The 15535-nt window shown below is 53.2% G+C and carries 11 protein-coding genes, 2 tRNA genes and 1 other RNA gene; 7 read left to right on the top strand and 7 right to left on the bottom strand.

The features are described from left to right. Positions 1-249 precede the first annotated feature (249 nt). Positions 250-1647: a NarK family nitrate/nitrite MFS transporter gene (locus ACHHZ6_RS00705; protein WP_182271695.1), complete on the top strand. Its 1398-nt coding sequence runs from the start codon at positions 250-252 to the stop codon at positions 1645-1647. 45 nt (positions 1648-1692) lie between these two features. On the opposite strand, the gene ACHHZ6_RS00700 is transcribed toward ACHHZ6_RS00705, so the two are convergent. Further along, positions 1693-3981, bottom strand: a complete 2289-nt coding sequence (locus tag ACHHZ6_RS00700) for a patatin-like phospholipase family protein (protein ID WP_182271694.1) — start codon at positions 3979-3981, stop codon at positions 1693-1695. 347 nt (positions 3982-4328) lie between these two features. Here ACHHZ6_RS00700 and ACHHZ6_RS00695 point away from each other — a divergent pair, with 347 nt between their 5' ends. From ACHHZ6_RS00695 to narI, 4 genes are read left to right on the top strand one after another with little or no spacing between them, the layout of a single operon-like run. Further along, on the top strand, positions 4329-8072 hold the full coding sequence (locus ACHHZ6_RS00695) for a nitrate reductase subunit alpha (RefSeq protein WP_182271693.1): 3744 nt from the start codon (positions 4329-4331) through the stop codon (positions 8070-8072). Then, complete coding sequence (narH, locus tag ACHHZ6_RS00690; protein WP_182271692.1) at positions 8069-9604, top strand: nitrate reductase subunit beta; 1536 nt, start codon at positions 8069-8071, stop codon at positions 9602-9604. Before ACHHZ6_RS00695 ends, narH begins: the two co-directional genes overlap by 4 nt. Next, complete coding sequence (gene narJ, locus ACHHZ6_RS00685; protein ID WP_182919945.1) at positions 9601-10311, top strand: nitrate reductase molybdenum cofactor assembly chaperone; 711 nt, start codon at positions 9601-9603, stop codon at positions 10309-10311. The genes narH and narJ overlap by 4 nt, the downstream gene beginning before the upstream one ends. Further along, the gene (narI, locus tag ACHHZ6_RS00680) at positions 10311-10988 is read left to right on the top strand and encodes a respiratory nitrate reductase subunit gamma (RefSeq protein WP_395121528.1); all 678 of its coding nucleotides are present in this window, start codon (positions 10311-10313) and stop codon (positions 10986-10988) included. Before narJ ends, narI begins: the two co-directional genes overlap by 1 nt. Here narI and ACHHZ6_RS00675 read toward each other — a convergent pair. Next, positions 10985-11881: a DMT family transporter gene (locus ACHHZ6_RS00675; RefSeq protein ID WP_395121668.1), complete on the bottom strand. Its 897-nt coding sequence runs from the start codon at positions 11879-11881 to the stop codon at positions 10985-10987. The genes narI and ACHHZ6_RS00675 overlap by 4 nt on opposite strands. 107 nt (positions 11882-11988) lie before the next feature. Here ACHHZ6_RS00675 and ACHHZ6_RS00670 point away from each other — a divergent pair, with 107 nt between their 5' ends. Next, the gene (locus ACHHZ6_RS00670; protein ID WP_182271689.1) at positions 11989-12432 is read left to right on the top strand and encodes an Lrp/AsnC family transcriptional regulator; all 444 of its coding nucleotides are present in this window, start codon (positions 11989-11991) and stop codon (positions 12430-12432) included. Positions 12433-12462: 30 nt separating this feature from the next. Here ACHHZ6_RS00670 and ACHHZ6_RS00665 read toward each other — a convergent pair. The 5 genes from ACHHZ6_RS00665 to ACHHZ6_RS00645 form a co-directional block, all read right to left on the bottom strand. Next, positions 12463-12593, bottom strand: a non-coding RNA gene (locus ACHHZ6_RS00665) — RtT sRNA. Positions 12594-12639: 46 nt separating this feature from the next. Then, a tRNA-Tyr gene (locus ACHHZ6_RS00660) sits at positions 12640-12724 on the bottom strand. A gap of 136 nt (positions 12725-12860) precedes the next feature. Next, positions 12861-12945, bottom strand: a tRNA-Tyr gene (locus tag ACHHZ6_RS00655). Positions 12946-13103: 158 nt separating this feature from the next. Further along, on the bottom strand, positions 13104-13946 hold the full coding sequence (gene purU / locus ACHHZ6_RS00650; protein WP_010432980.1) for a formyltetrahydrofolate deformylase: 843 nt from the start codon (positions 13944-13946) through the stop codon (positions 13104-13106). A 48-nt stretch (positions 13947-13994) separates the two neighbouring features. Beyond that, the gene (locus tag ACHHZ6_RS00645; RefSeq protein WP_182271688.1) at positions 13995-14453 is read right to left on the bottom strand and encodes a YchJ family protein; all 459 of its coding nucleotides are present in this window, start codon (positions 14451-14453) and stop codon (positions 13995-13997) included. A gap of 113 nt (positions 14454-14566) precedes the next feature. On the opposite strand from ACHHZ6_RS00645, the gene rssA reads away from it, so the two are divergent. Then, positions 14567-15469, top strand: coding sequence for a patatin-like phospholipase RssA (gene rssA, locus ACHHZ6_RS00640; RefSeq protein WP_182919947.1), 903 nt, complete (start codon positions 14567-14569; stop codon positions 15467-15469). Positions 15470-15535: the final 66 nt, after the last annotated feature.

Raw genomic sequence — 15535 nt, 5'->3', positions numbered from 1 at the left:
CTGGAGTATACCCATACCAATAAAGGATTACCTCTAAATTGCCAGTGGGGTAATGGTCAGGAGGAGGGATGCACAGGGATGCTTCAGTACCGTGAAAAACCACATCTTTTTTACCACCAAAGTCTACCCACTAAGAGTGATGGCTTTTTTTTCGCCGCAAATCCTCCCACTTTTCCTTTGATTTATATCAACTTACCGCCGCCCTAAAACCCTAATGTTTGCAGCATCATTCGAGAATCAGAGGTGTCTATGAGTCACTCATCCGCTCCCGAAAGGGAAAATGGTGCCGTTATTACAGAATGGCGTCCGGAGGATCCGGCGTTCTGGCAACAGCGCGGCCATCGTGTAGCAAGTCGTAATTTGTGGATTTCCGTTCCGTGTTTATTGTTAGCGTTTTGCGTATGGATGCTGTTTAGTGCCGTGGCGGTTAACCTGCCGAAAGTCGGTTTTGCCTTTACCACCGACCAGTTGTTTATGCTGACCGCACTGCCGTCGCTGTCAGGCGCACTGTTGCGTGTCCCTTACGCATTTATGGTGCCGGTCTTTGGCGGTCGTCGCTGGACGGCGTTCAGTACCGGTATCATGATCGTGCCTTGCGTGTGGCTCGGTTTCGCCGTGCAGGATACTTCCACGCCGTTTAGCGTGTTCGTGATGATTTCCCTGCTGTGCGGTTTTGCCGGTGCTAACTTTGCTTCCAGCATGGCAAACATCAGCTTCTTCTTCCCGAAAGCGAAGCAGGGCGGTGCGCTGGGTATTAACGGCGGTCTGGGGAACATGGGTGTGAGCGTGATGCAGCTGATTGCACCGCTGGCGATCTCTGTCTCCATCTTCGCGGCCTTTGGTGGCGGTGGTGTTGAGCAGGCGGATGGGTCTTCCCTGTACCTGCAGAATGCGGCCTGGATTTGGGTACCGTTCCTGGTGGTATTCACTCTGGCAGCCTGGTTCTTTATGAATGACCTGTCTGCGTCGAAGGCGTCGCTGAGCGAGCAGTTGCCGGTACTGAAGCGCGGTCACCTGTGGGTGATGGCGCTACTGTATCTGGCAACGTTCGGTTCGTTTATCGGTTTCTCGGCGGGCTTTGCCATGCTGTCGAAAACGCAGTTCCCGGAAGTACAGATCCTGCATTTTGCGTTCTTCGGTCCATTTATCGGCGCGCTGGCGCGTTCTCTGGGCGGGATGGTGTCTGACCGTCTGGGCGGGACCCGCGTCACCCTCGTGAACTTTGTGGTGATGGCTGTCTTCTGTGCGCTGCTGTTCCTGACGCTGCCGACAGGCGGACAGGGTGGTAACTTCATCGCCTTCTTCGGCGTGTTTATGGTGCTGTTCCTGGCGGCCGGTCTGGGCAGTGCTTCAACCTTCCAGATGATCTCCGTTATCTTCCGTAAGCTGACGATGGATCGCGTGAAAGCGCAGGGTGGAAGTGAAGAGCAGGCAATGCGTGAAGCTGCGACCGATACTGCGGCGGCGCTGGGCTTTATCTCGGCGATTGGCGCGATTGGCGGCTTCTTTATCCCGAAAGCGTTCGGTATCTCCCTGGATCTGACCGGTTCTCCGGCCGGGGCAATGAAAGTGTTCCTCGTCTTCTATATCGCCTGCGTCGTGATTACGTGGCTGGTATATGGCCGTAATACCAAGAAAAACAAGTAAGTTTGATTATCCGTTTGCGCGGCCTCCGGGTCGCGCTTTTTTTTGCTACGACAACATATCTTTTGTAATTGCTTTACCTGCCTGCAAACCTAGCTGGTGATAGGCTTCCCATTGTTCCTCATCAAAGAACTGATCCCCTGTTGTTTGCTGTGGAAAATCGCTATGACGTTTTGCATAGCGCTCGGTGTCTAACCCCATGCCTTCCAGTAAGTGGGGTTTGACGACAAGCAATGTCCCTTTCATGGCGGGTTTGCCATCCTGTGCCGGGTAAAAAATGGTTGCCTTAATGAGAGGAGGAGTAATATCGCCTTTTTTTAATGTTGTAACAGCGCTGAATTCAGGGCCAGGAGAGGGGGTAAACACGATAGAAATGGCGTAATCAATCCGCGCTTTACGCACCAGATTTTCCAGATCGTCGAAGATAAACTCGGGGTCTGCGCCGCAGTCGGCAACGACGATGGTTTTAACCCGACGTTTCAGGAGGGGATAAACACCTGTATTTTCGAAATGCCCGCCATCCGAGAGATACCAGTATTCGCTGTTTTTACCGGGAAATTGGGCAAACATTTCGGCGAACAGGGCGGGAATTAAAGACGATTTGTTGGCTTTGGGGGTGAGATTCTTTTCCCAGTAGCCTAACCGGCCGCCAATCAGAAAAAGGATTAATGCCAGCCCCGGAGATGTCAGCGATCCCATTCCTGCTGCGGCTGCGGCCCCTGAGATTGCCACCCATTTTGATAATGTCGAACTCTCCAGTTCGGAAGAGGGCTTTGGAAAAGACGTTCCTGTTTCAAAACCAAATGAACTGACCGTTAACGCAATTCCTTTTCTGTCGGCGTTATAGTTTCCTGAACGGTCGTCTACCGTCTGGTTAATACAACAGGTGATGAGATGAATGGGTCCCTGATTGTTATGCGGCTGATAGTCTTTGAATTGCACGTCATCCATTGGCAGCGCATCGGTGACTTTCTTGATATCACCAGGCTTATGATCAAACCAGTCAATTAATGGGCTTTGCTTAAAACGGTTATTGTGCGAAGAACCCACATTGGCAACCGACAGCCACGCCCGCTCAATACGTGAACGATAGAAGTTATGCAGGGAGCTTAGATTCAGAAATTTGATTATTCGCTCCGGTTTACAGAGATAGCTGAGGAAACCCACGATTGCTAAACCCAACAGTGAGGGGTACAAGGCATAACGGAAAAGAGATGTGTAACTGAGAATATGGATTTCTGCGGCACATACAGTGACCAGCGAAAACAGTAACAAAAGGTAGCCAAGAATGTTGGCACCTTGCGTCAAACTGATTGAGATACGAGGGCCACTTTTTTTCATTTTACTGAGTAATTTTTTTACGCCATTCACTTCCCAGACGGCTTTTAACAGCGCCAGAAGTGTGGGGGGGATCAGCGCATCTGAAACTGAAATTCCTCTGGACCAGAGCAACCCCAGACCATAAATAATCCACAGACACAGGATTACCCCTGCCAGCCACAGGCAGTTTGCCATCGCCCGGGTGAGTTGCTGTCGGAGCGTTCCAGGGTCAGGACTGAGTATTTTCAGTGGGGCGCTAACGCATTTTATATTAATAAGCGTGATAATGAGCAGGGCGATCAACGGAATGTACGGTTGTACAAAATAACCGGGTAATTGGGTTATCCATGCGAACAGCACATAACAAAGCGTCGTAATCGTGAACGCGATTTTTAGCGATTTTTTGGGTTTGTTTACATCAAGTATCCAGTAAGAGAGCGACAGTGCTGCAGAGAAATAGACTGGAATGGCGAGCGCGATAAGCCAGGGGGGCGTTGCCAGTGCTTTGGGCTCTAAGACCAACAGGGTATTCAGGCTGATGGCAATACCGCTCACGACCAGACACATTAATGTCAGGAGAAATAACGACGCCAGGAAAGAGCGGAAAATTTGCGTGATCGCCAGCGATTTGTCGAGAAACCCCGCAGGGGTAAGATACCGGCCATTGTTTCGTAGCCATGCAAGCAAAATGGTGTCATCACTGGCAAGTGATTGCTCTACCGGGCGGTTCGTTGGCGGTAAAGCATATAAACGTCCCAACATGCCCCCTAAATATCCCCCACCTGAGACTGTCGACAGGTAATCTATTTTTTTTAGCAGCCCTTTTTTGGCCAGCGCGCGCACCAGACCCAGACAAAATGTGGCACTGCGAATTCCGCCCCCTGACAGCGCCAGACCCACGGTGCCCGTGTCATCGATTTCATTTAAACCCAGCTCTTTTCGGCGCGTGTTGATAGCTTTATTTTCTATTTCTATGTCAGATGTCTGGACATGAAGGGGGGACGGTTCACTCATCATTAAATCCTGGGTGGGGAATTTGGGATATTTAAAAGAACTCTAGACGATGAAATAAAAAATGAGACTCATGCACTGTTCTTAAACCCCCAAAAATACCTACCACTTAATAACTAATCGTCGTGGGTTTTTACAACTATAGTGATGGATGTTTGTTAAATTCATTTAAAAACAGATGGTTAGAAAATTAAAGTCGCTACTTCTTTGGTGGTATTTCGCGTAACCCTCCATAAAACAGACCCCTCCACCCTTGATCGTTATCAATTCTCCCTCTCTTTCAGGGCGTTACCTTCGCTGCAAATCAGCAATGTCGATTTAGAGAGCCACAGGCTCCACACAGGAGATACCCGATGAGCAAATTTTTGGACCGGTTTCGCTACTTCAAACAGAAGGGTGAAACTTTTGCCGATGGGCACGGCCAGGTTCTGGAGACCAACCGGGACTGGGAAGACGGTTACCGCCAGCGCTGGCAACATGACAAAGTGGTTCGTTCGACCCACGGCGTAAACTGCACTGGCTCATGTAGCTGGAAGATTTTCGTTAAAAATGGTCTGGTAACCTGGGAAATGCAGCAGACTGATTATCCGCGCACCCGTCCGGATATGCCGAATCACGAACCGCGTGGCTGTCCGCGTGGCGCAAGCTATTCCTGGTATCTCTACAGCGCTAACCGTCTGAAATACCCTCTGATGCGCAAACGCCTGATGAAAATGTGGCGTGAAGCGAAAGTTCGTTACAGCGATCCGGTTGATGCCTGGGCGTCCATTATCGAAGATGCCGACAAAGCCAAAAGCTTCAAACAGGCCCGCGGGCGCGGCGGCTTTGTCCGTTCCTCCTGGAAAGAAGTGAATGAGCTGATTGCGGCCTCTAACGTCTACACCGTTAAAACCTACGGCCCTGACCGCGTGGCGGGCTTCTCGCCAATTCCGGCGATGTCGATGGTTTCTTACGCTTCTGGCGCGCGCTATCTGTCCCTGATTGGTGGTACCTGCCTGAGCTTCTACGACTGGTACTGTGACCTGCCGCCGGCCTCTCCGCAGACGTGGGGCGAGCAGACTGACGTGCCTGAGTCCGCTGACTGGTATAACTCCAGCTACATCCTTGCCTGGGGCTCTAACGTTCCGCAGACGCGTACCCCGGATGCTCACTTCTTCACTGAAGTACGCTACAAAGGCACCAAAACCGTTGCGATTACACCTGACTATGCGGAAATCGCTAAACTGTGTGACCTGTGGCTGGCACCAAAACAGGGCACCGACTCCGCAATGGCGCTGGCGATGGGCCACGTCATGCTGCGTGAATTCCACCTGGACAAACCAAGCCAGTACTTTACTGATTACGTGCGTCGTTATACCGACCTGCCAATGCTGGTGATGCTGGAAGAGCGCGACGGCTACTATGCCGCGGGCCGTATGCTGCGTGCTGCTGACCTGGTCGATGCACTGGGCCAGGAAAATAACCCGGAATGGAAAACCGTTGCCTGCAACAGCAACGGCGAACTGGTTGCGCCTAACGGCTCTATCGGTTTCCGCTGGGGTGAAAAGGGTAAATGGAACCTGGAACAACGCGACGGTACGAGCGGCGCGGAAACCGAGCTGTGTCTGAGCATGCTGGGCAGCCAGGACGATATCGCTGACGTTGGCTTCCCGTACTTTGGCGGCGATGGTACCGAACACTTTAATAAAGTTGAACTGCAAAACGTACTGATGCACAAGCTGCCGGTGAAACGCCTGCAGCTGGCCGACGGCTCTACCGCACTGGTGACTACCGTTTACGATCTGACAATGGCCAACTATGGTCTGGATCGCGGTCTGAATGATGAAAACTGTGCCACCAGTTATGACGACGTGAAAGCGTACACTCCGGCCTGGGCGGAGCAGATCACCGGTGTTCCACGCGCGCAGATCACCCGCATCGCACGCGAGTTCGCGGAAAATGCCGATAAAACGCACGGTCGTTCGATGATCATCGTCGGTGCCGGTCTGAACCACTGGTATCACCTCGATATGAACTATCGCGGTCTTATCAATATGCTTATCTTCTGCGGTTGTGTAGGCCAGAGCGGCGGCGGCTGGGCACACTATGTGGGCCAGGAAAAACTGCGTCCGCAGACCGGCTGGCAGCCGCTGGCGTTTGCTCTTGACTGGCAGCGTCCTGCGCGTCACATGAACAGCACGTCTTACTTCTATAACCACTCCAGCCAGTGGCGTTACGAGACGGTTACCGCGCAGGAATTATTATCACCAATGGCGGATAAATCCCGCTACAGTGGCCACCTGCTTGACTTTAACGTTCGCGCTGAACGTATGGGCTGGCTGCCGTCTGCACCACAGCTGGGCACTAACCCGCTGCGCATCGCGGAAGAAGCGAAGAAAGCCGGTATGACCCCGGCGGATTACACCGTGAAATCCCTGAAGGACGGTTCCATTCGTTTTGCGGCTGAGCAGCCAGAAAACGGTAAAAACCACCCGCGTAACCTCTTTATCTGGCGCTCCAACTTGCTGGGCTCATCCGGTAAGGGCCACGAGTACATGCTGAAGTATCTGCTCGGTACTGAAAACGGTATTCAGGGTAAAGATCTTGGCAAGCAGGGCGGCGTGAAGCCGGAAGAAGTGGAATGGCAGGACAACGGCCTGGACGGGAAACTGGATCTGGTGGTGACGCTGGACTTCCGTCTGTCCAGCACCTGTCTGTATTCCGACATCGTGCTGCCAACCGCCACCTGGTATGAAAAAGACGACATGAATACCTCGGATATGCATCCGTTTATTCATCCGCTGTCTGCCGCCGTTGACCCGGCGTGGGAATCGAAAAGCGACTGGGAAATCTACAAAGATATCGCGAAGGTATTCTCCGAAGTCTGCGTGGGCCATCTGGGTAAAGAAACGGACGTGGTTACCCTGCCAATTCAGCATGACTCCGCTGCCGAACTGGCGCAGCCACTGGACGTGAAAGACTGGAAAAAAGGCGAATGTGACCTGATCCCGGGTGTGACGGCACCGCACATTATTGCGGTTGAACGTGATTATCCGGCGACATACGAGCGCTTTACCTCTATCGGCCCGCTGATGGAGAAAATCGGTAACGGCGGTAAAGGCATCGCCTGGAATACCCAGAGCGAAATGGATCTGCTGCGTAAGCTCAATTACACCAAAGCAGATGGCCCGGCGAAAGGCCAGCCAATGCTGAACACCGCAATTGATGCTGCAGAGATGATCCTGACCCTGGCACCAGAAACCAACGGTCACGTGGCCGTGAAAGCATGGGCGGCGCTGAGTGAGTTTACCGGGCGTGATCACACGCACCTGGCAACGAATAAAGAGGAAGAGAAAATACGCTTCCGCGATATTCAGGCTCAGCCGCGCAAAATTATCTCCAGCCCAACCTGGTCAGGCCTGGAAGATGAGCACGTGTCTTATAACGCCGGTTATACCAACGTTCACGAGCTGATCCCCTGGCGTACCCTGTCCGGTCGTCAGTCGCTGTATCAGGATCACCAGTGGATGCGTGATTTCGGGGAAAGCCTGCTGGTTTACCGTCCGCCAATCGATACCCGCTCAGTGAAAGGGGTGATGGGCAAGAAATCCAACGGTAATCCGGAAAAAGCGCTGAACTTCCTGACACCGCACCAGAAGTGGGGGATCCACTCCACCTACAGCGACAACCTGCTGATGCTGACGTTGTCCCGTGGTGGCCCGATTGTGTGGATGAGCGAAGCGGATGCCAAAGATCTGGGTATTGAAGATAACGACTGGATCGAAGTGTTCAACAGCAACGGTGCGTTGACGGCCCGTGCGGTAGTGAGCCAGCGTGTACCCGCCGGGATGACCATGATGTACCACGCGCAGGAACGTATCGTTAACCTGCCGGGTTCAGAAATCACCGAGCAGCGTGGCGGTATTCACAACTCCGTGACCCGTATTACGCCAAAACCGACCCACATGATCGGCGGTTATGCGCAGCTGGCCTACGGCTTTAACTACTACGGCACCGTAGGGTCAAACCGCGATGAGTTTGTGGTGGTTCGTAAGATGAAGAATATTAACTGGTTAGACGGCGAAGGTAATGACCAGGTACAGGAGAGCGTAAAATGAAAATTCGTTCACAAGTCGGCATGGTGCTGAATCTGGATAAATGCATCGGCTGTCATACCTGCTCAGTCACCTGTAAAAACGTCTGGACCAGCCGTGAAGGTATGGAATACGCCTGGTTTAACAACGTAGAAAGTAAACCAGGCACTGGCTTCCCGACCGACTGGGAAAATCAGGAAAAATGGAAGGGCGGCTGGGTCCGCAAGATCAACGGTAAACTGCAACCGCGCATGGGTAACCGTGCAATGCTGCTGGGTAAAATCTTCGCCAACCCACATCTGCCGGGTATTGACGATTACTACGAGCCGTTTGATTACGACTACCAGAATCTGCACAACGCGCCGGAAAGTAAACACCAGCCGATTGCCCGTCCACGCTCACTGATCACCGGTCAGCGCATGGACAAAATCACCAGCGGGCCGAACTGGGAAGAAATTCTGGGCGGCGAGTTCGAAAAACGCGCCAAAGATCAGAACTTCGAAAACATGCAGAAAGCCATGTACGGTCAGTTCGAGAACACCTTCATGATGTATTTGCCGCGCCTGTGCGAGCACTGCCTGAACCCGGCGTGTGTAGCAACCTGCCCGAGCGGAGCTATCTACAAGCGTGAAGAAGACGGTATCGTACTGATTGACCAGGACAAGTGTCGTGGCTGGCGCATGTGCATCACCGGTTGCCCGTATAAAAAGATCTACTTCAACTGGAAGAGCGGTAAGTCAGAGAAGTGCATCTTCTGTTATCCGCGTATCGAAGCGGGTATGCCAACCGTATGTTCCGAGAGCTGCGTAGGCCGTATCCGTTACCTCGGGGTGCTGCTGTACGATGCTGATGCAATTGAAAATGCGGCCAGCACCGAGAACGAGAAAGATCTGTACCAGCGTCAGCTGGACGTGTTCCTCGATCCGAACGATCCGAAAGTGATTGAGCAGGCGCTGAAAGACGGTGTCCCGCAGAGCGTGATCGACGCGGCACAACAGTCTCCGGTGTACAAAATGGCGATGGACTGGAAGCTCGCTCTGCCGTTGCACCCGGAGTACCGCACGCTGCCGATGGTCTGGTACGTGCCGCCTCTGTCTCCGATTCAGTCTGCTGCTGACGCGGGTGAACTGGGCAGCAACGGTATTCTGCCAGACGTAGAAAGCCTGCGTATTCCGGTTCAGTACCTGGCGAATCTGCTGACCGCTGGCGACACCCAGCCAGTGCTGCTGGCGCTGAAACGTATGCTGGCAATGCGTCACTTTAAACGTGCGGAAACCGTTGATGGCGTTAACGACACCCGTGCGCTGGAAGAGGTCGGTCTGACTGAAGCGCAGGCGCAAGAAATGTACCGCTATCTGGCGATTGCCAACTATGAAGATCGCTTCGTGGTACCGAGCAGCCACCGTGAGCAGGCGCGCGAGGCCTTCCCGGAGAAAAGCGGTTGTGGCTTCACCTTTGGTGATGGTTGCCACGGTTCAGATACCAAATTCAACCTGTTCAACAGCCGACGCATCGACGCCCTGGATGTGACCAGCAAAACGGAGCCGCACCAATGATTGAACTCGTCATTGTTTCGCGTCTGCTCGAGTACCCGGATGCTGCGCTTGCGCAGCATCAACAGGAACTCTTTGATGCACTCGCGTCATCTGAAAACCTGGATAAAGAAGATGCCCGGTCACTGAGCGCTTTCCTGCGCGACCTGCTCGCGCGGGATCTTCTGGATGCACAGGCTGACTACAGCCAGCTGTTTGACCGTGGCCGTGCGACGTCGCTGCTGCTGTTTGAACACGTTCACGGCGAATCCCGCGACCGTGGTCAGGCGATGGTTGACCTGATGGCACAGTACGAGCAGCACGGTCTGCAGCTTGATAGCCGCGAGCTGCCGGATCATCTGCCACTCTATCTGGAGTATCTGGCCCAGTTGCCTGAAGAAGAGGCGCTCGGTGGTCTGCAGGACATCGCACCGATTCTGGCTCTGCTCGGTGCGCGCCTGAAGCAGCGTGAAAGTTGCTATGCGGTGCTGTTCGACCTGCTGGTGAAGCTGGCGAAAGCGGCTGTCGACAGTGAGAAAGTGGCGGAAAAAATCGCGGATGAAGCCCGTGATGATACGCCTCAAGCGCTGGATGCGGTCTGGGAAGAAGAGCAGGTGAAATTCCTGGCTGACCAGAACTGTGGCGAATCTGAAATCTCAGCTCACCAGCGTCGTTTTGCCGGAGCGGTTGCCCCGCAATATTTGGAAATCTCTAACGGAGGACAGCACTAATGCACTTCCTGAATATGTTCTTCTTTGACATTTACCCGTATATCGCGGGCACCGTGTTTCTGGTGGGAAGCTGGCTGCGTTATGACTATGGTCAGTACACCTGGCGTGCTGCCTCCAGCCAGATGCTGGATCGCAAAGGGATGAACCTGGCGTCCAACCTGTTCCACATTGGGATCCTGGGGATTTTTGCCGGTCACTTCCTCGGTATGCTGACTCCGCACTGGATGTATGAAGCCTGGCTGCCAGTCGAAGTGAAGCAGAAGATGGCGATGATTGCGGGCGGTGCCTGTGGGGTGATGACGCTGGTGGGTGGGCTGCTGCTGCTGAAACGCCGTCTGTTCAGCCCGCGCGTACGTGCCACTACCACCGGGGCAGATATCCTGATCCTCTCGCTGCTGATGGTGCAGTGTACGCTGGGTCTGCTGACGATCCCATTCTCTGCTCAGCATATGGACGGCAGCGAAATGATGAAACTGGTCGGCTGGGCGCAGTCGGTGGTGACTTTCCACGGCGGTGCTTCTGAGCATCTCGACGGTGTGGCATTTGTCTTCCGTGTACATCTGGTGCTGGGGATGACGCTGTTTGTGCTGTTCCCGTTCTCCCGTCTGGTTCATATCTGGAGCGCGCCAGTCGAGTACCTGACGCGCAAATACCAGATTGTTCGTGCCCGTCGCTAATTCGTTGTTTTGATCCCAACCCCGCACTCGCGGGGTTTTTTTTCGCCCCAGCCCAGGTTGTTGCCTGCTGCCGCAAACAGAATCAGCGCACCACCTGCCAGTTGCGTGATGTTCAGCGAATGTCCAAATACCAGGTTATCGACAATGATTGCCACCACCGGATAAATGAATGACAGGGAACCCGTGATTGGCGTCGGGAGTTTCTGAATGGCGCTGTACAGCAGTTGGTACATGATGCCGGTGTGGACAATGCCCAGCGTTAATAAAATCGGCCACGTAAAGTCGCCCGAGAAGGCAGGTATCTGCGCCAGCGGCAGCAGCATCACCACGCCGGTTAGCACCTGGATAAAGGCGATATGCTGCGGCGCAATGGACCTGAGTTTGCGGGTAATGATTGCTGTCAGCGCGTAGAAGAAGGCGGCTCCCAGCGCCAGACCGATACCGGTGAACCATTCGCCACTGTGCGCGCCAGTTAACTCGCTGGAAAGCAAAATGACCACGCCGCCGAAAGCGAGGAACAGCCAGCCCCATTTTACCAGGCTGACGCGTTCGCCTAACAACATCCCCATCATCACCAGCATAAACGGTTGGGTGTTATAGACCACGGTAGAAAGGCCAATCGAGATGCGTTCGTAGGCTGCGAACAGCAGTAGCCAGTTCACCACTAACGCAATACCGCCGAGAACGGCCAGCAGCAGCGTGATTCGGGTCAGCGGACTGAATGGCTTGTTACTCATCTGGATAAAAATAAAAAGAGCGATAGCGCCGATAAAACAGCGCCAGAACACCACTTCGGTCACCGGCAGGCCGGAGAGTAAAACAAACGCCCCGATAGAGCCGGAAATTAACATCGCCAGGCTCATTTGCCATACGCCTTTTTGCAGATCACGCATCATCCACCTCCTGATTAATGATGCTATTGTCGAAAAAGTCTGCCGGGTTTTACAGGGGTGATATAAGGTGAAATACATTAATGGCTTTTTAAAATCAGGTGAAAACGATGGAATACCTTCCCGATGATATCGACCGGCAAATTTTAACCTGCCTGGTGGAGGATGCGCGCGTGTCGCTGAAGGTGCTCAGCGGGCGTATTGGATTGACATCGCCCAGCACGGCGGAGCGTCTGAAAAGGCTGGAAGAGCGCGGCGTAATTCAGGGTTATGGTGCGCGGGTGAATCTGGGGGCGCTAGGGTATACGTTGCAGGCGCTGGTGCGCGTGCGGCCTTTGCCGGGGTTGTTGCATAAGGTGGATAAATACATTCAGGCCATGCCGGAGTGTATTGAGAGCGATAAGGTGACCGGGGAAGATTGTTTTGTTATCAGGCTGGTTGTGCGGTCGATAGAGCAGCTTGATACACTGCTGGATGGCCTGGCGGAGCACGCCCAGTGCAATACGTCGATTGTGAAAAGTTCACCAGTGAAGCGCCGGTTACCGCCGATGTAGTCGTCTGTGTTTGGGTTGATTCAGAAGTGATGGTGGTGGGAGAAGGATGACCCGGCGCGTTGCGCCTCGCCCTTCGGGTCGTTGCCTGCGGCAACGCTTTCTCGCTGCGCTCGAATCGAACCTTAGTCGACGCTTCTCATCCTTCCCTGCAACAGAAGAACATAGGGTAACTGAGCTAATTTGAGTATTTGTGCTTTATGGAAATGATGGTGGTGGGGGAAGGATTCGAACCTTCGAAGTCGATGACGGCAGATTTACAGTCTGCTCCCTTTGGCCGCTCGGGAACCCCACCAGGGGTAATTCAAATTTTGAGGTAATGCTGAGAGATGGTGGTGGAAGGATTATTCGTCGCTTCGCTCCTCACCCTTCCCGATAAGTGCAAACATCACGTTTCCACATCGGTGTTACCACATCGCTGTGGTGAATAATGGTGGTGGGGGAAGGATTCGAACCTTCGAAGTCGATGACGGCAGATTTACAGTCTGCTCCCTTTGGCCGCTCGGGAACCCCACCACGGGGTAATGCTTTTTGACTTACCTGCTTCCTGTTGGAAGCGGGGCGCATCATATCAAATGAGACGCCCCTGTAAAGTATTCCTTTAGGAAAACTGAGTTGTTTGCCTGCTTTTTATCCGTAAAGGCGCAAAGCTAATCAATTCATTTTCCGAAAGATTAAAGAATGATGGTTCTGTTGCCGTAGACAAAGACGCGCTGTGCCAGCACCTGATACAGCGCACGGCTCAGGACGTTTTTCTCCACATCACGTCCGGCACGCATCATATCTTCCGCCGTATAGGTGTGATCCACATGAATCACGTCCTGCATGATGATTGGGCCTTCATCCAGATTGTCATTCACGTAGTGCGCGGTTGCACCGATGATCTTCACGCCGCGCTCGTAAGCCTGATGATACGGGCGTGCACCAATAAAGGCTGGCAGGAATGAGTGGTGAATATTGATGATCTTGTTCGGGAAACGTGAAACGAAAGACGGCGTCAGTACGCGCATATATTTCGCCAGTACCACGTAGTCCGGATTATGGGCTTCGATGGCCTGCGCCATCAGGTCGTCGTGCTCTTCACGGGTATGACCTTCATGGCTCACCAGCTCAAACGGAATATCAAAACGTTCGACCAGCGTACGCAGTGTCTCGTGGTTGCCGATAACAGCGGCGATTTCGACGTCCAGGCCGCCGTAGTTCGCTTTCATCAGCAGATCGCCCAGACAGTGGGCTTCTTTCGTCACCAGAATCACAATGCGACGACGGCCGGCGGGTGTTAACTCGCGCACGGAGCCTTCTGGCAGGGCGCTATCAAGGTCGGCAAGCAGGGTGGTGTCGTTGAAAATCCCCTCCAGTTCGGTACGCATGAAAAAGCGACCGGTACGGTGGTCAACGAACTCGTTGTTCTGCACGATATTCAGTTCATGTTTGTAACAAATGTTGGTAATTCGTGCGATCAGCCCTTTTTGATCGGGACAGATGGTGCGCAGAACTTTACGTTGTAGTGATTGCATCGCCGGGAAATCCTGTTTATGTATTTGCGAAATCTGGGTTGTCAGGCATTACTGCCCGCAACACTTTTTAAATTTTTTACCTGAACCACATGGGCAGGGATCATTACGACCAAACTGAGGGCGCGTTCCGTCAATATAATACCATTGCCCGCTTTCCTTTAAGAACCGGGAACGCTCGATAATGGCACCTGGTTTATTTTGTTCGGTAAACCGGGCGACAAAACTGACGTAGCCTTCATTGTGGTCACTGTCTGTTGCGAATTCATAGACGGTGAGCCCGAGCCAATGGGTGTTGGCAAATCCGGCTTCTATATCTTGCCTGAAACTGGCGGCATGACAGGATGGGTGCCAGGTTTTGATCAGGTAGTCTGCGTCTTTGATCACAAAAGCAGTATACCGCGAACGCATAAGGTGTGACGGGTCTGGTGCAACCTGTTCACCAGAAAGATATCGCTGGCAACATAGGCTATACTCCAGAGCGCTACCACAAGGGCAGAGTTGAGACACGATTCTCTTCCTGGAACAAAAATAAGGGCGTAAAACGCTTCGGGTAGCACCATGTTAACTGAGCAGATGCGTTGACGCTATGTCAGGAATCCAGGGGAAGTAAAACAGGGCTAATGAGAAAGGTTAAAATTGGACTGGCGCTGGGCTCAGGTGCAGCCCGGGGGTGGTCACATATCGGCGTGATCAATGCCTTAAACAAGATGGGTATTGACGTCGATATTGTTGCAGGGTGTTCTATTGGTTCGCTGGTCGGGTCTGCATACGCCTGCGGAAAGCTTCCGGAACTTGAAACCTGGGTGCGCTCCTTCAGCTACTGGGATGTGCTGCGCCTGATGGATCTTTCCTGGCAGCGTGGCGGGTTACTGCGCGGTGAGCGCGTGTTTAACCAGTTCCGCCAGATTATGCCTCTTGATGACTTCAGTCATTGTCAGATGCCTTTTGGTGCCGTCGCGACAAACCTGAGTACGGGACGTGAGCTTTGGCTTACCGAAGGGGATATCCATCTCGCTGTTCGCGCCTCCTGCAGTATGCCGGGGTTAATGGCCCCTGTCCTGCATAACGGCTACTGGCTGGTTGATGGTGGGGTGGTGAACCCCGTTCCCATCTCCCTGACGCGAGCGATGGGGGCCGATATCGTGATCGCCGTGGATTTGCAGCACGATGCGCACCTGATGCAGCAAGACCTGATGCCAGTCAATCTTCAAAGTGATGATGCCGACGGTGAGAAACTGGCATGGCATGAACGTTTACGTGGACGAATTGGCCGTGTGGCAGCGCGTCGCGCAGTGACCGCGCCGACGGCGATCGAAATTATGACCACCTCCATTCAGGTGCTTGAAAACCGCCTGAAGCGCAACCGTATGGCAGGCGACCCTCCGGATATTTTGATCCAGCCGTATTGCCCGCAGATTGCAACCCTTGATTTCCATCTGGCTGAGGCCGCCATTACTGCGGGCGCTGTAGCCGTCGAAAAGAAAATGGATGAATTGTTGCCATTTGTGCGGACAGCACGTTGAGCACCCTTTTTTTGATTACTTAAGCAAAATCTGACAGGCGATAGTATCGATAGCATGCCACTATTT

This window comes from Enterobacter cloacae complex sp. 2024EL-00214, from assembly GCF_043945575.1.
GTDB classification, from domain to species: Bacteria; Pseudomonadota; Gammaproteobacteria; order Enterobacterales; family Enterobacteriaceae; genus Enterobacter; species Enterobacter cloacae_P.
This window is presented reverse-complemented; position numbering and strand designations above follow the sequence as displayed.